At 65.0% G+C, this 17682-nt stretch carries 15 protein-coding genes; 3 read left to right on the top strand and 12 right to left on the bottom strand.

Annotated features, from left to right (window positions below):
• Positions 1 to 61: 61 nt before the first annotated feature.
• From QCE62_RS16205 to QCE62_RS16155, 11 genes are all read right to left on the bottom strand, one after another.
• Positions 62 to 1075 (bottom strand): chemotaxis protein CheB, encoded by a 1014-nt coding sequence (locus QCE62_RS16205; RefSeq protein WP_309920282.1) that lies wholly within the window; start codon positions 1073 to 1075, stop codon positions 62 to 64.
• A gap of 85 nt (positions 1076 to 1160) precedes the next feature.
• Complete coding sequence (locus tag QCE62_RS16200; protein WP_309920279.1) at positions 1161 to 5312, bottom strand: CheR family methyltransferase; 4152 nt, start codon at positions 5310 to 5312, stop codon at positions 1161 to 1163.
• 277 nt (positions 5313 to 5589) lie between these two features.
• On the bottom strand, positions 5590 to 6189 hold the full coding sequence (locus QCE62_RS16195) for a recombinase family protein (RefSeq protein WP_309920274.1): 600 nt from the start codon (positions 6187 to 6189) through the stop codon (positions 5590 to 5592).
• 199 nt (positions 6190 to 6388) lie between these two features.
• The gene (locus QCE62_RS16190) at positions 6389 to 6613 is read right to left on the bottom strand and encodes a hypothetical protein (protein ID WP_309920271.1); all 225 of its coding nucleotides are present in this window, start codon (positions 6611 to 6613) and stop codon (positions 6389 to 6391) included.
• A gap of 172 nt (positions 6614 to 6785) precedes the next feature.
• Positions 6786 to 7046 carry a DUF6723 family protein gene (locus QCE62_RS16185; RefSeq protein ID WP_309922842.1) on the bottom strand — a complete coding sequence of 87 codons (261 nt, stop codon included), beginning with the start codon at positions 7044 to 7046 and terminating at the stop codon, positions 6786 to 6788.
• Positions 7047 to 7541: 495 nt separating this feature from the next.
• On the bottom strand, positions 7542 to 8933 hold the full coding sequence (locus QCE62_RS16180) for an LLM class flavin-dependent oxidoreductase (protein WP_309920267.1): 1392 nt from the start codon (positions 8931 to 8933) through the stop codon (positions 7542 to 7544).
• Positions 8934 to 8963: 30 nt separating this feature from the next.
• Positions 8964 to 10259, bottom strand: a complete 1296-nt coding sequence (locus tag QCE62_RS16175) for an MFS transporter (protein ID WP_309920265.1) — start codon at positions 10257 to 10259, stop codon at positions 8964 to 8966.
• Between the two features lie 90 nt (positions 10260 to 10349).
• Positions 10350 to 11414, bottom strand: a complete 1065-nt coding sequence (locus QCE62_RS16170; RefSeq protein WP_309920262.1) for an amidohydrolase family protein — start codon at positions 11412 to 11414, stop codon at positions 10350 to 10352.
• 9 nt (positions 11415 to 11423) lie between these two features.
• Entirely contained in the window at positions 11424 to 11969 is a 546-nt protein-coding gene (locus QCE62_RS16165) for a flavin reductase family protein (RefSeq protein WP_309920259.1), read from the bottom strand.
• Positions 11966 to 12295 (bottom strand): DUF4387 domain-containing protein, encoded by a 330-nt coding sequence (locus tag QCE62_RS16160; protein WP_309812088.1) that lies wholly within the window; start codon positions 12293 to 12295, stop codon positions 11966 to 11968. The genes QCE62_RS16165 and QCE62_RS16160 overlap by 4 nt, the downstream gene beginning before the upstream one ends.
• A 1-nt stretch (position 12296) precedes the next feature.
• Positions 12297 to 13667, bottom strand: a complete 1371-nt coding sequence (locus tag QCE62_RS16155) for an acyclic terpene utilization AtuA family protein (RefSeq protein WP_309920257.1) — start codon at positions 13665 to 13667, stop codon at positions 12297 to 12299.
• A gap of 140 nt (positions 13668 to 13807) precedes the next feature.
• Here QCE62_RS16155 and QCE62_RS16150 point away from each other — a divergent pair, with 140 nt between their 5' ends.
• From QCE62_RS16150 to hisD, 3 genes are all read left to right on the top strand, one after another.
• A complete protein-coding gene (locus QCE62_RS16150; RefSeq protein WP_309920253.1) occupies positions 13808 to 14734 on the top strand; it encodes a LysR family transcriptional regulator in 927 nt (308 codons plus the stop codon).
• Between the two features lie 72 nt (positions 14735 to 14806).
• On the top strand, positions 14807 to 15880 hold the full coding sequence (locus QCE62_RS16145; RefSeq protein WP_309920250.1) for a LacI family DNA-binding transcriptional regulator: 1074 nt from the start codon (positions 14807 to 14809) through the stop codon (positions 15878 to 15880).
• A 128-nt stretch (positions 15881 to 16008) separates the two neighbouring features.
• A complete protein-coding gene (hisD, locus tag QCE62_RS16140) occupies positions 16009 to 17337 on the top strand; it encodes a histidinol dehydrogenase (RefSeq protein ID WP_309920248.1) in 1329 nt (442 codons plus the stop codon).
• 80 nt (positions 17338 to 17417) lie between these two features.
• Here hisD and QCE62_RS16135 read toward each other — a convergent pair.
• The coding region (locus QCE62_RS16135) for an aldehyde dehydrogenase family protein (protein WP_309920245.1) at positions 17418 to 17682 on the bottom strand (265 nt) is incomplete at its 5' end.

Raw genomic sequence — 17682 nt, 5'->3', positions numbered from 1 at the left:
TGCGTTCAGGCGTCGCGCACCTGCCACTCGATGCATGGCGCATCCCACACGCTGAACCAACTCACTCGGGCGATTCAGACGAAGAGGGCTTCGTATGCATTGCTGCACGCAACAGTTCCGCCAGCCGTTCCGCTTCATCGATGCGCGCCTGTTCGATCGCGATCTGATCCCCGTCGCCTGCGCGCTCAGCCCATTGCTGGCGTTCCCTGGCGAAGATCACGCGCTCGTGAACCGCTCGAATCGCCGACCAGATGGCTTCCTCCGAGCGCGATTCAATGCCCTCGGCCAGTGACATGCCCGTGAACGCATGCCCCGTATGGCAACGGTAGCGCAACGGGCGATCGCCGCGAACGCGCCACAATGCCCCGCCACAGTCCGGACAGGTGAGCGCGGAGCGTTCACCGACTTCATCGAGGGCGTCGAGATCCGCCAGACCGCTGGCTGCGATCAGCGCCTCTTTCTCATACATCGGTTTGTTGGCCTGCGCGATTGCCGGGGCTTCGCCTGACGGTCCGCCTTTCACGGCCTGCCGGATGCATTCCGCCAATTCCTCCTCCGTGCACAGCCTGTCCGCGCCGCAGGATTCGAGCGCGGCCCGAGGCATCCCGGTCGCCTCGCAATCGTCAGGATCCTGCACGATAGCGAAACCGCTTTGCGCGCGAATGTTGGCGAGTCCCACGGCGCCGTCGTCGAGATCGCCGCTCATCACCACGCCGATCACGCGCGCACCGTATTCCATCGCGGCGCTGCGGAACAGCGGATCGACGGCAGGCCGCGCAAAATTTTCCTTGGCGCCGTCATTGAGCCACATGCGACCTTGCGACAACACGAGATGCCGGTCCGGCGGCGCAATGCAAACCGTGCCGCGCTCAATGGGTTCGCCGTGGCCGGCATAACGCGCCGGCAGGCGTCCCCATGAAGTCATCAGTTCGGGCAGCACGCTGGCATGACGTCCGATATGCAGCACGACGAACAGCGCCGCAGGCAGGTCAGCGGGCAGTTGGCTGATGAGCACCTTGAGCCCTTGGAAGCCGCCTCGCGACGCACCGATCACTACAATATCCCGTTCCGCCATATCGCCTCCTTGCTTAAGGGAAGCAGCAATTCGCGGACCGGGACGCGGCCTTCATATTCCGAAACAGGCCGAAACAAGGCATGCGTTATGAACCCCCTGCGGCCAGCAGCGTGTCCAGCATGTGCAGCAGGTCTGCAAGATCGACCGGCTTGCTCAGGTGCGCGTCGAAGCCCGCCGCACGCGCGGCGCGCCGGTCCTCGTCCCGTCCGAACGCGGTCACCGCGATGGCCTTGAGGCCGACCAGCGCAGGATCGGTACGAACCCTCCTGATGAGCTCGTAGCCGTCGATGCCCGGCAGCTGGACGTCCGAGATCAGCACGTCCACCTTGCCCACCCGAAGCTGTTCCAGCGCCTGCTCGGCGCTCGTGACGGTCTGCACGCGCGCCTGCTCCAGTTCGAGCAACGTCGCGAACGAAGCGGTCGCCTCGATGTCGTTATCGACGAGCAAAAGGCGCGCGCCCGCCACCGGCCGAACACGGTCTTCCTGCTCTTCCGGCGACGCGTCCTGATGCGCCGCGCCCGGCAGCCACACCGACAGCGTGGCGCCATGTCCCACGCCGTCCGAATGGGCCTCGATGCGCCCGCCATGCATCTCGACGAGCTGCTTCGCGAGCGACAGTCCGATACCCAGGCCGCTCGACGTGGGATTGCGTCCGCCTTGCCGGTACATCTCGAAGATATCCGCCAAAGCCGACGGATCGATGCCCTGTCCCGTATCAACGACGTCCACACGCACCATGTCGCTTTCACGCGCGACGCGAATGTCGATGGAACCGCCGCTATCAGTGAACTTCAGCGCGTTCGACACCACGTTCCAGAAGATCTGTTCGCTGCGCACAGCGTCGGCGAAGGCATAGACCGGCTCGCCCGGCGTGCTCAGGTTCAGGCGGATGCCGCGCTGCGCCGTTTCGCTCTCCGTGGCCTCGGCGATACGCGCCAGCACAGCAGCGACATCCAGCGGCGCGATGGACAGCGCCAGCTTGCCGGTGCGCACCCGCGACAGGTCCAGCAGATCGTCGATGATCTGCGCCTGGCCACGCACCGCGCGCTTGATGGAATCCGCTGCTTCGCGCACCACTTCGATACCGCGCGTTTCGGGCAGGCGCGGCAGGATCTCCGCCTTCATGCCGATCAGGTTGAGCGGATGCTTCAGCTCATGCGACAGCACCGCGATGAAGTCGTCCTTCAGCTGGTTCGAGAGCGTTTCCTTCTTGCGCTCGGCGTGTTCGTGCGCGAGCGCCTCGCGGTTCGCGTCCTCGCGCAGCTTGCGTTCGGTCAGGTCGCGCACGATCTTCGCGAAGCCCGTGAACGACGGGTCCGAGATCGGCGTCACCACGCCGCTGCAGTACACCCGGCGTTCGTCGCGCGTGATGTGCCAGCGGTCGTCGTCGGCGCGGCCTTCGCGTGCGGACACCTCGCGTTCGCGCGCCGGAATGTGCGCCTTGCGGTCGATCGGATCGTAGATCAGCGCGATGTTCTTGCCGACCACTTCCCGCTCCGTGAAGCCGAAGATGCGCTCGGCCCCCGCGTTCCATGTGACGATCACGCCGTTCGGATCCTGCAGGATGATCGCGTAGTCGTTGGTGGACTGCGCGACCAGCCGCAGGCGCTGCTCGCCGATGCGCGCCGATTCCTCGGCCAGATGCCGCGCCGTGATGTCGATCAGGGTCAGCACCGCGCCGTCGATGCGGTCGTCCGCCGTGCGGTACGGCAGCAGGCGCATCAGATACCACTTGCCGTCCGAGCTTTCCACTTCGCGCTCGATCAGCTTGAGGGTTTCGAAGGCCTGCTTGACGTCGTCGGCGAGGGACGAGTAGCGCAGCGAATGCGTGATGTCGAACAGCGAGCGGCCAACGTCCACGTCGATCAGCTTGAACACGCGCGTCGCGCTCGTGGTGAAGCGTTTCACGCGGATCTGCTTGTCGACGAAGACGGTGGCGATCTCGGTCGAGGCAATGATGTTCTGCAAGTCGTCGTTGGCCTTCGCCGTGTCTTCCACGCGCGCCTGCAGTTCCGCATTGACCGTGGTCAACTCCTCGTTCACCGATTGAAGCTCTTCCTTGCTGCTTTCGAGTTCCTCGGTCGCGGAGCGCAACTCCTCGTTGATCGCCTGCAATTCCTCGTTCGAGGCCTTCAGTTCCTCGACCGTCGTCTCGTGTTGCTCGATGGTCGTCGCAAGCTGTTCGCGCGTGTGCTGAAGTTCGCGCTCCAGCTGCATCAGCAGCGGATCCTGGCCGCGCCCTTCGGGCAAGCCTCCGTCCGCCATATGCTCCTGCACTTCGTCGAACAGCACGAGGAAAAAGTCTGCGTTCACGCCCGTGTCATGGAACGGTCGAACGGTCATGTTGACCCACACGGTGCGCCCTTCCTGCAACAGCTTGACGCGCCGCGCCTCGACACTGCCGCCGGTCTGGTGCGCGCGAAACAGCGTCGTGCGCAGATCGAGCCGCAGTTCGGGCAGCACGAGCGCCATGATGTTCGAGGACAGCTCGCCGCCGCCGTGCCGCAGGAAGCGTCCGGCCGTCGTGGAGAGATGCACGATGTTCGAATCGCGATCCACGACCACGCTCGGCGGCGCGTATTCCTCGAGCACCCGCTGGTGCAGCGCGGCGAAGGAAAAGCTGCGGCGCTCGGGGGTTTCCGGTCCGCTGCTCAGGCTCGATTGCGTTGCCACGGCCGCGAGATCCTCGCGTGGCATGACGTTGCTGAGCCCGAGCGACGGGAACGCAACCGGCGGCTTCACCCGGTTGAGCACCGTGCGCGCGCGGTAGATGCGGCTTTTCTTGTCGACGATGGTGAAGAGGTCGTCGGCGGTATCGGCGGATTCGGCGGTGCCAAGGAACAGATAACCGCCCGCACGCAGCGCGAAGTGAAACAGTTCGAGCACCTGGCGCTGCACCGCGCGATCGAGATAGATCAGGACATTGCGGCACGAGATCAGGTCGAGGTGCGAGAACGGCGGATCGCGCAGCAGGCTGTGCGCGGCGAACAGAATGCGTTCGCGCACCGACTTCACGATCTGATAGCGTCCGCCTTCCTGCTTGAAGTAGCGGCGCAGGAGATCGTTGGGCACGTCGCTCGCAATGGAGCCCAGATACGAACCGGAGCGCGCCTGCGCGATGGCGGGCTCGTCGATGTCGGTTGCGAAGATCTGGTAGGTCGCCTCGAAGCCCGCGATCTCGCGCGCCTGCGCCAGCATGATGGCGAGCGAATAGGCTTCCTCGCCCGTCGAGCAGCCCGGCACCCAGACGCGGATCTGCGCCTCGCTCTTGTTGGCGTCCAGCAGATGCGGCATGACATCGCGCCGCAGCGCGTCGAAGGCATCGCGGTCGCGGAAAAACTGGGTCACGCCGATCAGCATGTCCGCCAGCAGTGCCGTGGTTTCGTCCGGGTGGGCGCGCAGATGCTCGCGGTATTCGCCGATGTCGCGCAGACCGTTCACCTGCATGCGCCGCTCGATGCGCCGCAGGATGGTGGCGCGCTTGTAATGACGGAAGTCGTGACCGGTGCGCACGCGCAGCTGCATGAGCACGTCGGAGAGCGCGCGCTCGGCGCCGACGACTACCGGCGAAATCTCCTTCTCGGCCAGCTCGCCGCCCTCCACGGCGGGAAGATGAATCTTCTTCGCGTTGGTCCAGAGGTCGAGCAGTTTTTCCGGCATTTCGGCCGCGGGCAGGATGAAGTCGACCTGGCGGGTGGAGATGGCATGCTGCGGCATCTCGGCGAAATGCGCGTCTTCCGGCTTCTGCGCGACGGTCATGCCGCCGCTCTCCTTGATGCGCGAGAGGCCTGCGGCGCCGTCCGATCCCGCGCCCGACAGCACGATGCCCACCGAACGCGTGCCATGCTCGGACGCCAGCGTGGCGAAGAAGTGATCGATGGTCGTGGGCGAGGTTTCCTTGCCGGCACGGTCCACGGATTGCAGCGAGGTGCCGGTCATTTCAACGTGCTGCCCGGGCGCGTTGATGTAGATGTGGTTCTTCTCGATGGTGGTCGGCCCCGTCACCTGCCTGACCGGCATGTCCGTCACGCGCTGCAGCACCTCGTCGGCGAAACTCATGTGGTCCGCCGGCAGATGCACGATCACGACAAACGCCATGTCCATCTCGGCGGGCGCGTTGTCGAAGAAGTTGAGCAGCGCCTCGATGCCACCCGCGGATGCGCCCATGCCGACGACGGCAAACTGCAAGGGCTCGATATTCGTGGAAGCCGGCGCCTGGGAACCGCTGCTCGTCATGTGCTCAGGCCCTCCGCCCGAATCTTGTGTACTGATGGGTTGCCCATGCTCGTTCGTATGGTGTCGTCTGGTTCATGCTGCCCGATGGATGTGCGTGGGGTCCTCCGCGCGCACGGGCCGTGCTGGCGTCGCGCTGCGGCTCTCGCTGCGACCGGATTGTAGTGTACGTAACATCCCTTTTCAGGCTGTGCAATGTGCACATGCCGGTGAGTGCGCCGCTCTTGCGAACGGGAAGGCGCTTCAGAGAGGCCTGAACCAGGCCAGGGCAGCCAGTTCCCTATTTGGCGTCATTGACAGCGAGTGGCTGAGGCACGGCGTCCTCTTGCTGCGCGGCATCCGGCGCCTGCCGATGGGCGTTGCGCAGACGCATGATGGTCTGGCGCGAGGTGTTGAGCGCGCGGGCAATTTCCGTCACGGTACGGCCCGCGCCCAGGGAGTCGATGGCCTGCTGCTGCTGCGCCGGGGTAAGCGAACTGGGACGTCCCTGCGCGACGCCGCGTTCCTTCGCCGCATTCGCCGCTTCGCGGGCTCGGCTGCGGCGGGTCACGCGCTCCAGGTCCTCGGCGAGCCGGAGTGCGTCGATGAAAGGCTGTCCTTCGGCGGCACAGAGATCTTGCTTGCCATAGGCGAGACACACCGTGACGATGCCGCGCCGCCCGAGCTGTTCGATGGTCGCGAGGACGTCGGAGACGCTGTTGCCGAGGCTGAGGAGCTGGGTGGTTACGAGCGTATCGCCCGCCTGCAGCCGGCGCATCGCGCGCTGGAAGGCGGGCCGCGAGGACATGGGCGCCGTGCAGCTGCAGCACTCCACGAACACCGCGCTCATGTCGACAAAATAACCTGCCGCGTCGATCTCGAAGAGGTCGCGCTCGTGCATCGGGACACCTCTGCTTTCCTCAAATACATAAACAACAAGTGCCATGGCCTGACGTTCTCTCCGGTCGGATGATGGCGCGCGGTTCAAATCACAGCGGCCGATAGGTGCAGTATGGCAGTACGAAAGGCGCGTTCAACGTACAAAATGCGACCAATCCGTACGCGTTTGCGCAAACTTTGGAATGAGCCGGTGCGCTCACTCAGGCTGCGGCGGGATGCCACAGACGGTGGTCTATTTCGTCCTTTCCTGCGGACAGCGCGAAGGCGCTCGCTTCTTCTGCGGAGTCGAAATGGCCCAGCACGCCGCTGGCGCGTTGCTGGCCGCGATCATCGCAAACGATGGCCATCGCCGCGTATAGGCCGCCGTCGAAGGCTGCCATGGGGATGACGACAAAGCCACGATATTCAAACCGGGTCTGCTTCATACGGCCCTCCGCTCTCTCATGTCGCTTTGTCTTTTTTCGCCCTTCTCTGACCGGCAACTCGGATGCCAAGGGCCATGCGCCGATTTTCTCTCTACCGAAAACGTTTGCGATCCGGGAAAACCAGCGGCCATATCTGTCCAGATCAGGTCCTTTCCGGCATATCGTGCCCGGGCTAGAGTTCAGGGCGTGCGAGATCCGCATTCACGACGGCGTCGCCACGCGCGAGAGCGGCGGCCACTGCGTCGGATTTCGTGGCGAACGGGCCAATGGTGTCAACGCCGTCGAACGGAAACAACAACCGGCCATCCGTCTTCCTGACCACCTTCAACGTGCCGAAGAAGCCGCTCGCCGTGCTGCCCCGATAGGAGGCATAGATCTGGAAGTCGTCCGCACTGGTCCCCGGCCTGGGTTCGACATGACGTGCCGGGAACAGGACCAGCTTGGGGCGCTTGCCGCTCGATTGAGTCACTGGCTCACCGCTGAGGGATATCGACGTCTCGATTGTGATTCAACGAGAGTGCACGCGTGGCGTCCTTAAGCCATGCTTTAGTGGCGCCGGAAGGGCATACGGATTGCGAACCGCAGCGGATTCACAGGCAGGAGGCGCCTGAGCGTAGCGCTCGTTACGATGTGCACCACGGCCTGCCGGGGCCACGCATTTCTTGCGAAGCACGGCGGCGAATGGGGACTGCCCGTGCAACCGGGGCACGGGCATCGAAAGGATGCCGGTGGAAGGTACCGCGGTGCGCTGGCCGGAGGGCAAGAGTCCGTTTGAAGCGGTAGCGCGCGAGGGCATGACCTTCGGTGCATGGCGCCGCGTATCACCTGTCCGCGCACTTCAGACACGAACGCAACGGCGGTCCGATGACCGAACCTGCCGCCGCGCCCGACTTAAGCAGATAAATAGGCCCGTTGTGGGCCGCCTCAATCAAGCAAGCTTGATCTTCTTTTCCTGCGGATACGCCGTCTTGCGCCAGTCGCCCGACTGCGGGATCGGCAAGCCGAGGTTTTCGCGCAGCGTGCCGCCCGTGTAGTCCTTGCGGAACAGGCCGCGACGCTGCAGCTCCGGCACCACCATGCGCACGAAGTCCTCATACGCGCCGGGCACGTGCGTCGGCGCGATCACGAAGCCATCCACGGCGCCTTCCGTGAACCATTGCTCCATCTGGTCCGCGACCGTCTTCGGTGTGCCGCAGAACACCGGGAACTCGTCGATGCGCGCGCGCTTCGAAAAGTCCACGAAATCCCGCACCGACGGATTCTTTTTGCCCGAAAGCGTCACCACGCGATCGCGGAACCCGGTCCAGCCGGAAATCGCGGCCATTTCGGCGTCGCTGAACGGATCGTCGTAGCCGCGCTTCGAAAAGTCCGTGTTGAGCACTTCGCACAGCAGCGCGAGCGAGTCGATCGGCTTGGCGAGGGCGTCGATGTATTCGCGTTCCTTCTGCGCGATCTCGTCGGACTCCGCGACGATCGTGTAGCACGCCGTCGAGATCTTCACGTCGTCGGGGTTGCGGCCTGCATCGGCGAGCGCCTGCTTCATCTCCGCGTACTGTTTCTTCGCCACTTCGAGCTTCGGATAGACGACGAAGATCAGGTCCGCCCAGCGCGACGCGAACGCGCGGCCACGGCCGCTCTGTCCCGCCTGGATCAGCACCGGATGGCCCTGTTGCGAACGCGGCACCGTGAACGGGCCCCGCGACTTGAAGAACTTGCCCTGGTGATCGAGACGATGCACCTTCGACGGATCCGCAAAGCGGCCGCTTTCCTTGTCGAGAATCAGCGCATCGCTTTCCCACGTATCCCAGTGGCCCATCACCGTTTCGACGAACTCGTCGGCGCGGTCATAGCGCAGGTCGTGTTCGAGATGCGCGTCCTGCCCGAAGTTCGCCGCTTCCGAATCGTTCAGCGACGTCACCACGTTCCACGCGGCGCGGCCCTTGGTCATCAGGTCGAGCGTGCCGAACGTGCGCGCGATGTGGAACGGCTCGTAGTAGGTCGTCGAGTAGGTCGCGCCGAGGCCGAGCTTCGAGGTCGCCATGCCCATCGCGGTGAGGATCGAGACCAGGTCCATCTTCACGGCGCGCACGCCGTGCTCGACGGTCTGCGCGTGATCGTTGCCGTAGATGTCGGGCATCGCGAGGCGGTCGTCGAAGAAGGCGAGGTGGAACTTGCCTTCCTCCAGCGTGCGCGCGATGCGCTGGTAGTACTCGGGCGTCGTGAAGTCCTGCATCGCCGCGCTGTGGCGCCACGAACCGGGATAGGTCGAGCAGTTCTGCGCCTGCAGAAAGCCGATCAGGGTCATTTGCTTCTGGGTCATGTCAGGTTCCTCGTGAATCGTGAAAGTGGTTCAGGCGCGGGCCGAGACTTCGCTGATTTCCGCCACGCTGTCGTGGTGGCGAATCGGCTTGCGCGTCATGAAGAGGCTGACGAGCGCGCCGGCCAGGGCGAGCGCCCCCGCGATATAGAACGCGTTGTTGTAGCTGTGCGTGATGGCGACGACATAGCCCGTGGCGATCGGCGCGATCATCGCGAACGATGCGCCGCCGGTGATCAGCAGGCCCGTGCCGCGCCCCACTTCCGCCGACGAAGGCAGCAGGTCGCCGATCAGTGCGATGTTCATCGCCAGCGCGGCTTGCGCGCCGGTCAGCGAGAGCGTGAAGACGGCGACCATCATCCACACGTCATCGACGAACGGCGTGACGAGCACGACGGACGTCAGCAGCATCGAGGCCGCCACCATGGTGCGGCGTCCGCCCTTGTTGATGGCATCGACAGGCAGCAGGCGGTCGCTCAGCTTGCCGATGCCGAGCGCGAGCAGCACCGAGAGCGCATACGGCAGCGCCGTGAAATAGCCGCTCTTGACGATGTCGAGATGACGCTCGGTCTGCAGGTAGCTCGGCAGCCAGGTGAGAAACAGGAACTGCGCATAGGAGCCGAAGCCTTGCGTGATGAGCAGGCCCCAGACGCTCACGGACTTGAGCAGGTCGGGGATGGAGAGCGTCGGGCCGGTAGGCGTGTCGGGCATGCCGCCGTTGCGCTCGCGCAGGATGTGCGCGCGCTCTTCCTCGCTGAGGAAGGTGGCGAGCTCCGGCTTGCGGAACCACTTGAGCCAGCAGACGAGCCAGATCGCGCCCGAGCTGCCGACCAGGATGAAGCCCGTGCGCCAGCCGAACAACTGCACCGCGAAGGCGACCACCAATGCACCGATGGCCGGGCCCGCATACGAGCCGCTGTTGAGCACGGCCGCCGCGATGCCGCGTTCGCGTGCCGGCATCCATTCGCGGATCACCTTGCCGCCCGCCGGATACGACGATGCTTCGCCGGCGCCCATCACGAGACGCGTAACGAGGATCGACGCATAGCTCCACGCGAAGCCGGTCGCGACGGTGGCCACCGAGAACACCGCCATGCCGATGGCGTTGACGTAGCGCGTGCCCCAGCGGTCGAGTGCGAGGCCCCACAGGATCAGGCTCGCGAAGTATGTCCAGATGAACGAGGACAGGAGGAAGCCCATCTGGATCGGGCTGATGCCGAACTCGTGCGCGATGGGCTGCGCGGCCACCGACAACGCCACGCGGTCGATGTAGTTGATGCTCGTGAGCGAAAACAGAAAGATGTAGATAAAGATGCGGCGATTTTTCATATGTCTCCTCCGGAAATCCGTGCGCACACTGGCGTGCGCCGGACGGTCTCGTGCCTTTTGCGGATGGGTGATGCGCCTGACTCGTTGTGGTTACGCGATGCCCTCCGCCATGAGTGCCTCGACCCGCAGCCCGTACACGCGATTCGCCGTGCCCGCGAGCAGCTTGCGGCGCGCCGCGTCCGGATAGCCCGCGCTCAGCAGCTTGAACGCGTTCCACACGGAGACGTAGTTGCAGCTGCCCTTGTCGACCGGGAAGTTGCTCTCGAACATCGCGCGGTCCGCGCCGAACAGTTCGATGCAGGTGCGCACATAAGGCGTCCAGCGTTCGACCAGCTCGACACAGCTCGCGGGCTTCGCGGCATCGGCGAAAGACAAGCCGGTGCGCGGCATCGCCAGCCCGCCGATCTTCACGGCCACGTTATCGTTCGCGGCCACGCGTCCGAGCGAGCGGCTCCATTCCTCGCGCACCGCGGCGCGCTGATCGGCATAAGGACCGATGCCCAGCGGACCGCCGCAATGATTCAGCACGATGGCAAGGCGCGGATGACGGCGCGCGAGTTCCGCGGCCTGGTCCAGTTGCGTGTGATAGACCCACAGATCGAGCACGAGGCCCATCTCCGCGAGGATCGCGCAATAGCGGTCCAGCTCGGGCGAGGCGATCAGGCGTTCATCGGCGCCGCCATGAGGCGCGGCGAAGGCCGGATCGGCATGCCATGCAGCGCGGACCCGCACGCCGCGCATGCGGCCCTGGCCGTCTTCGAGATGCGCTTCGAGCACGCCTTGCGGATTCGCGACGAAAGGATCGCCATACGCGACGATGCCCTTCACGAGCCCCGCATGACCTTGCTGCAATTGCGCGGCGGCCTGTGCCTGCGCCACCGCGAAGCGCGTCTCGCCGAGCGGCTCGAAACCGGCGGGCGCGTCGTTGTCGAAATGCGCCTTGCACTCGACGAACACCGTGGCCAGCACGCGATGCCCCGCGTTCACATCCGCGACGAGTTCCGGCGCGTGATAGAACGCGCTCTCGACATCCCACAGATGATGATGCGGATCGATGATCGGCAGTTCCGGCTCCACGGCCGGCTCGGCGACCTGCGCGAGCCATTCGGGCCGCACGCGCGGGAAGTTGGCGTGTTCGTATTTCGCGTCGAACATGCGCGCTCCTCAGGCCGTCAGCGGCCAGAAGCCGCCGAATTGCCCGCTCAGATAGATGAGCGGCGCCATCGGCTGCTGCGATTCGATCTCCAGATGCTCGACCGCGCCGATCAGGATCGCGTGTGTGCCGTACTCCACGGTGTCGTGCACGCGGCAGGTGATCGACGCAATGCTGCCGTCGAGTGACGGAAGATTGTGGTCGTTCATGCGCCATGCGCCGTTGGCGAAGCGGGCGTCGCCGTCCGGCTTGCGCGAGAAGGCCACCGCGAGGTCCGCATGCTGCTGCGTCAGCAGGTTCACGCAGAAGGTGCCGCTGCGCAGGAGGGCATCGAACGCCGATGCGTGCCGGTTCACCGAGACGACCAGCGCGGGCGGGTCCATCGTCAGCGAAGTGACGGCGGTGACGGTCATGCCGTGGCGCACGCCTTCATGCACCGTCGACACCAGCGCCACGCCGCCCGCGAGCCGGCGCATCGCCTGGCGAAAGCCGTCCTGCAAGGTTTCTTCGATAACAGGCGACGCGGCGGGCCGCGTCTGGAGATCGGCTTCGCTCATTGCGTGTTCTCCAGCTTGATGGGGATGTCGATATCGAGCATCGGCGCGTGCTGCTGCGAGCCGTACACGTCGGTATCGCCGATATCGCCCGACGAGATCAGGCGCGGCAGCGTCGCCTTGAACGCGCGTGCTGCGCGATACGGCGTGAACTGCACCTGCTCCGGCTTCACGCCATACAGGCGCGCGAAAAGTTGCGGCGTGAGCACGCCGGTGGCGGCGACGCGGTCGAAGATCTCGTCGGTTTCGAACACAATGTCGAGCGTGACCATGAACGGTCCTGCATTCTTGCTGCGGCACACGCTCGCAAAATCCTTGATGGCTGGCATGTCAGGCTCCGATGGTTTCGTAGCGGATCGGGAACAGCGACAGCGCGTTCTCCGGCTCGAGCAGATGGCACACGGAAAAGCGGTAGACCTGACCGAGATCGAGGTCGGACGGCGAGAACGGGATCGCCATGTTGCCTTCCTTGCAGAGCCGGCCCGGGAATTCCGAGTGCAGGATCGTGGTGCGCGCAATCGCCAGCACGGCCTTCGCGGTATCGCGGTCCTGCGCGACCACTTCCGCGACGATCGCCGTTTCGTGCGCATGGCGTTCGACCTGCGGCAGCGGTTCGCGCTCGCCCATCACGCCGTTCTGGCCGTAGACGCGGAAGTTGAGCGTGTAGGTGTCGGAGGGCGCGCCGAACGCGGTCGCCTTCTCATCGACAATCTCGCGCGAGCGGGCCAGATAGCGGTCCATCTGCGCTTGCAGCACCGGATCACGCGTGGCGCACAGCGAGATGACGCGATGCCCGCGCGCCTCGACGCCTTCGAGCTTCACCGTGTACTTCGCGGGCTTCCAGCGCATGCCGGACACGCGCACCGCGCGTTCCGTGACGGCCTCGAACGAACATTCGGAGGTGTCGAGCATGCCGCCCGGCTCGTGGTGATGAATCGGGCTGCTGTTCTCGTGCAGCGCGAAGTACGCCACCGAACGCGGCGTGCAGGCCTGCTCGGGGTGCATCGGTTCGAGTTCGACGTGATCCTCGCGGATGGTCGCGAGCAGACAGCCTTCGCGCTTCGGCAACGCGGGTTCGGCGCCGCATTCCAGCATCTTGCCTGCGTACCAGCCGAGCGCCGGCGAGAAACCCGCGCGGATGGCCATGGCGGCCCACGGCGCCGGGTCCGTGCTGCGGCCCGAGAGAATCACTTGCGCGCCGGCGTCGAGAGCGGTGATGTACGGCTCCGGTCCCATCGCGCCGACCACGCGCACGGCCTGTTCGACGAGTTCCGGCGTCAGTTCGGGCAGGCCGTAGAGCGGCCGTGTCTTGCCGGCGTTGACGTGTTCGAGCAGCACGTCCTTGGGCAATTCCGAATTGATCACCGCGAGCTTGAATGACAGACTTTCTTCCGCGGCGATTTCCTTGACGATATCGACCATCATCTGGAGATGCGGATCGCCGCCGGCGCCGCCGCAGGTGCTGACGATCACCGGAATGCCGCGCGGGACGGCGGCGGCCAGCATGATGCGCATGTCGCGCTTGGTCGCCATGCGCGAGGTGAAGGACTCGCCCGAGGCGAGGTAGTACGGCCCCGGGTCCGAACTGCCGCCGTCCGCGCCGATGAGATGCGGATTGCGCGCAAGCCCTGCTTCGAACGCGCTCTGCGCGAAGCCATAGCCGAGGATGGCCGTACTGCTGAGCAACCTGAGTTCTTCCATTGTGTGAGTGTCTCCGTTGTGCTTCTGGATGGAATCAAGCGTAATCAGATGGAACGGCGGCTGCTCGCATACCTGTTATGCATATCGGCCCGCTTCAGGCGACAATGCCCGGCAACAGAGGAGAACGAGGAGACCCGCACGTGGAGTTGAAGCAGCTGAGGTATTTCATGGTGGTGGCGCGCGAAGGCAGCGTCTCGCGCGCGGCCGCGATTCTCGGCATCAGCCAGTCGATGCTGACGCGCCATATCCAGATGCTCGAACAGGAACTGGGGCCGCCGCTGCTGTATCGGCACGGCCATGGCATGTCGCTCACGGAGGCCGGGCAGAAGTTCCTCGCGCGCGCGAACGACATCCTCGAACGCAGCGACGAGGCCGTGAACCACATGCAGGCCCTGCGCTCGGTGCCGGGCGGCACGGTCACGATGGGCATCCCGCCGATGCTCGGCGACTTCCTGCTGGTGCCGCTCGTCAAGCGCTTCCGCGCCGAGTTCCCCGAGGTGCGCCTGCGCATGCGCGAGGGCTTGTCCGGCTACATGCTCGAATGGCTGCTGAGCGGCCAGCTGGATATCGGCGTGCTGTACAACATCGGGCCGCACAGCACGATCAGCATCGAGCCGCTGCTGTCCGACGACCTGCTGCTCGTCGGTCCGCCGGATGCGAGCATCCTCCAGCCGGCGATGGAGCCCATCCGCTTTGCCGACGCCGTGCAGCTGCCGTGGATACTGCCGGCGCGCCCGCATGGGTTGCGCACGCTCGTCGAGGATGCCGCGACCACGCGTTCCCTCACGCTGAACATCGCCTTCGAGATCGACGCGATGATGGCGATCTTCGAACTCGTCGAGGCCGGCCTGGGCTTTTCGGTCGCGCCGTATGCGGCCGTGCGCGGCCGTATCGAGCGGGGCACGCTGAAGGCCCGGCCGATCATCGAGCCGACGCTGCCGGGCGTGCTGTCGGTGGCGTTCTCGCCGAAGAAGGAAGCCACGCTCGCAATGAAGGCGCTGTATCGCATCGTGCGCCAGGAGACCGATGCGCTGGTGCGCGCGGGCGTGTGGCGCTCGATCGCCTGAACGAGCTGGGGCATACTGTCGGCGCGCTTGCTGTCGCGCCGCCGATTCCCTGACACCCCGAGACCCGATCCGATGTCCGATGCCACGCCCGAACGACGACCCGCCACCGCGCATGACGTAGCCCGCGCGGCGGGTGTCTCGCAGTCGGCGGTGTCGCGTGCGTTCACGCCCGGCGCGAGCGTCTCGCCGGCCACGCGTGAACGCATCGTCGCGGCGGCGCGCGAGCTGGGCTATCGGCCGAACCTGGTGGCGCGTTCGCTGATCACGGGCCGCGCGAACCTCATTGGCGTGACGGTGCCGGCCAATGAAAATCCGTTTTATCACGCCGCGCTCAACGCGCTCACGGCCGCCTTCGCGCGCGCGGGCTATGGCGTGCTGATGTTCACGAGCGACCCCTTGCGCGGCTCGGATCCCGTGCTCGATGAAGTGCTGCGCTATCGCGTGGATGCGCTGGTGCTGATCTCGACCAGCCTGTCCTCGCATTTCGCCGACGAATGCATGAACATCGGACTGCCCGTGGTGATGTTCAACCGCAAGACCGACAGCCAGGCCGCGTCCAGCGTAACGGGCCAGAACCGCGCGGGCGCGCGCACGCTCGCGGCGTTTCTGCACGCCGGCAAGCACAAGCGCTATGCGTATGTCGCGGGTCTCGAGAGCTCGTCCACGAGCCGCGATCGCGAGGAAGGCTTCTTCGATTACTTGCGCGAGCAGGGCGTGAAGGCCATTGAACGGCGCGTGGGCCAGTACACGGCGGCGGGCGCGGAAGAAGCGGTGATCTCGCTGCTGTCCGCCACGAAGCCGCCCGACGCCATCTTCTGCGCCAACGACCACATGGCGCTTGCCGCGATCAGCGTGGCGCGCGCACGCTTCGGGCTGAAGGTGGGCGATGAGGTGTCGATCGTCGGCTTCGACGATATCGACATGGCGCGCTGGCCCGTGTTCGATCTCACGACCTACAGTCAGCCGCTCGACGACATGGTGCAGCGCGCCGTCGCCGCGGTGCTTGCGCAACTGAACGGCACGCTCGATGCGGCGCTTCATGACGAAGCTCCTGGCGGGCTGATCGTGCGCGGCTCGGCGCGCAGGCCGCGCCGGGGCGTCGTGACGAACGACGACGGCACGCAAACCTGGGCCATGCCCGGGTAAACCTTAGCGTCGCTTTTCCCCACTGGAACTTGCCGATCACGCCAAAAGCGACTAATCTTCGCTCGTGTTGCATACGTATGCAATGAGTATGCGCTCCCCACATCAACGAACAGAGACCAGGAGATGTCATGGCCAAGTGGCTGAAGCAAGGTGCGACTGCGGAAGTGATCAAGTCGGCGGCGAAGGAAGTGCGTGAAACGGTGGAGGCGACGCTCGCCGATATCGAGGAACGGGGCGATGCGGCCATCCGTGATCTGTCGATCCGTTTCGACAAGCTGGATCGCGAGGACTATCGTCTGACGCAGAAGGAGGTTGACGACTGTCTCTCGCAGCTTTCGGCGCGCGACATCAAGGACATCGAGTTTGCGCAGACGCAGGTGCGCAACTTCGCGCGTCATCAGCGCGACTCGATCAAGGACATTGAAGTCGAGACGATGCCGGGCGTGATCCTTGGGCATCGCAACATTCCGGTGAATGCGGCGGGCTGTTACGTGCCGGGCGGAAAATATCCGCTGCTGGCATCGGCGCACATGTCGGTGATTACGGCGCAGGTGGCCGGCGTGCCGCGCATCATCACGTGCGCGCCGCCGTTCCATGGCAAGCCGGCGCCGGCGATCGTCGCGGCGCAGCACATGGCCGGCGCGCACGAGATCTATTGCCTGGGCGGCATCCAGGCGGTGGGCGCGATGACGATCGGCACGGCGAGCATTGCGCCGGTGGACATGCTGGTGGGCCCGGGCAATGCGTTCGTCGCGGAGGCGAAGCGCCAGTTGTTCGGCCGCGTGGGCATCGACTTGTTCGCGGGTCCGACCGAGACGCTCGTGATCGCCGATGAGAGCGTGGATGGCGAGATGTGCGCCACTGATCTGCTCGGCCAGGCCGAACATGGACCGGATTCGCCGGCTATCCTGCTGACGACGTCCGAGAAGCTTGCGAAGGAGACGATGGCGGAAGTGGAGCGCCTGCTGGGCATCCTGCCGACGGCGGATATCGCCCGTAAGTCGTGGGCGCAGTTTGGTGAAGTGATCGTGGCGGAGTCGGATGAGGAGATGGTGAAGATCGCCAATGATCTCGCGTTCGAGCACGTTCAGGTGATGACGCACGATGTCGATTACTTCCTCGAGAACATGACGAACTTCGGCGCGCTGTTCCTGGGTCCGCGCACGAATGTGTCGTATGGCGACAAGGTGATCGGCACGAACCACACACTGCCGACGAAGAAGGCGGCGCGTTACACGGGCGGCCTGTGGGTGGGCAAGTTCATCAAGACCTGCACGTATCAGAAGGTGTTGACGGACGAGGCATCGGCGCTGGTTGGCGAGTATTGCTCGCGTTTGTGCGCGCTCGAGGGCTTCGCGGGTCATGGCGAGCAGGCGAACCTGCGTGTGCGTCGTTATGGCAAGCGTGATGTGCCTTACGCAAGCGCGGTGGCAGAGAGCCCGGCGACGGCGCTCTGATGCGATGAACCGCACGCCGCGCTTCGAGTGGGGCGTGGCGTGCGGTGCGGGTTTCATCTGCTTGCTGGTACGCGTGCGGTTCAGACCGCCATGCACAGGTACTTGATGACGACGTAGTCATCGATGCCGTAGTGCGAGCCTTCGCGGCCGAGGCCGGATTGCTTGACGCCGCCGAACGGTGCGACTTCGTTCGAGATCAGTCCGGTGTTGATGCCCACCATGCCGTATTCGAGCGCTTCGGCCACGCGCCATACGCGGCCGATGTCGCGGCTGTAGAAGTAGGCGGCAAGACCGAATTCGGTGTCGTTGGCCATGCGCACGACTTCTTCGTCGGAGCTGAACTTG

The organism is Caballeronia sp. LZ033 (assembly GCF_031451265.1).
Taxonomy (GTDB): Bacteria; Pseudomonadota; Gammaproteobacteria; order Burkholderiales; family Burkholderiaceae; genus Caballeronia.
Note: the sequence above shows the minus strand (reverse complement) of the source record. Positions and strands in the feature narration are given on the sequence as shown.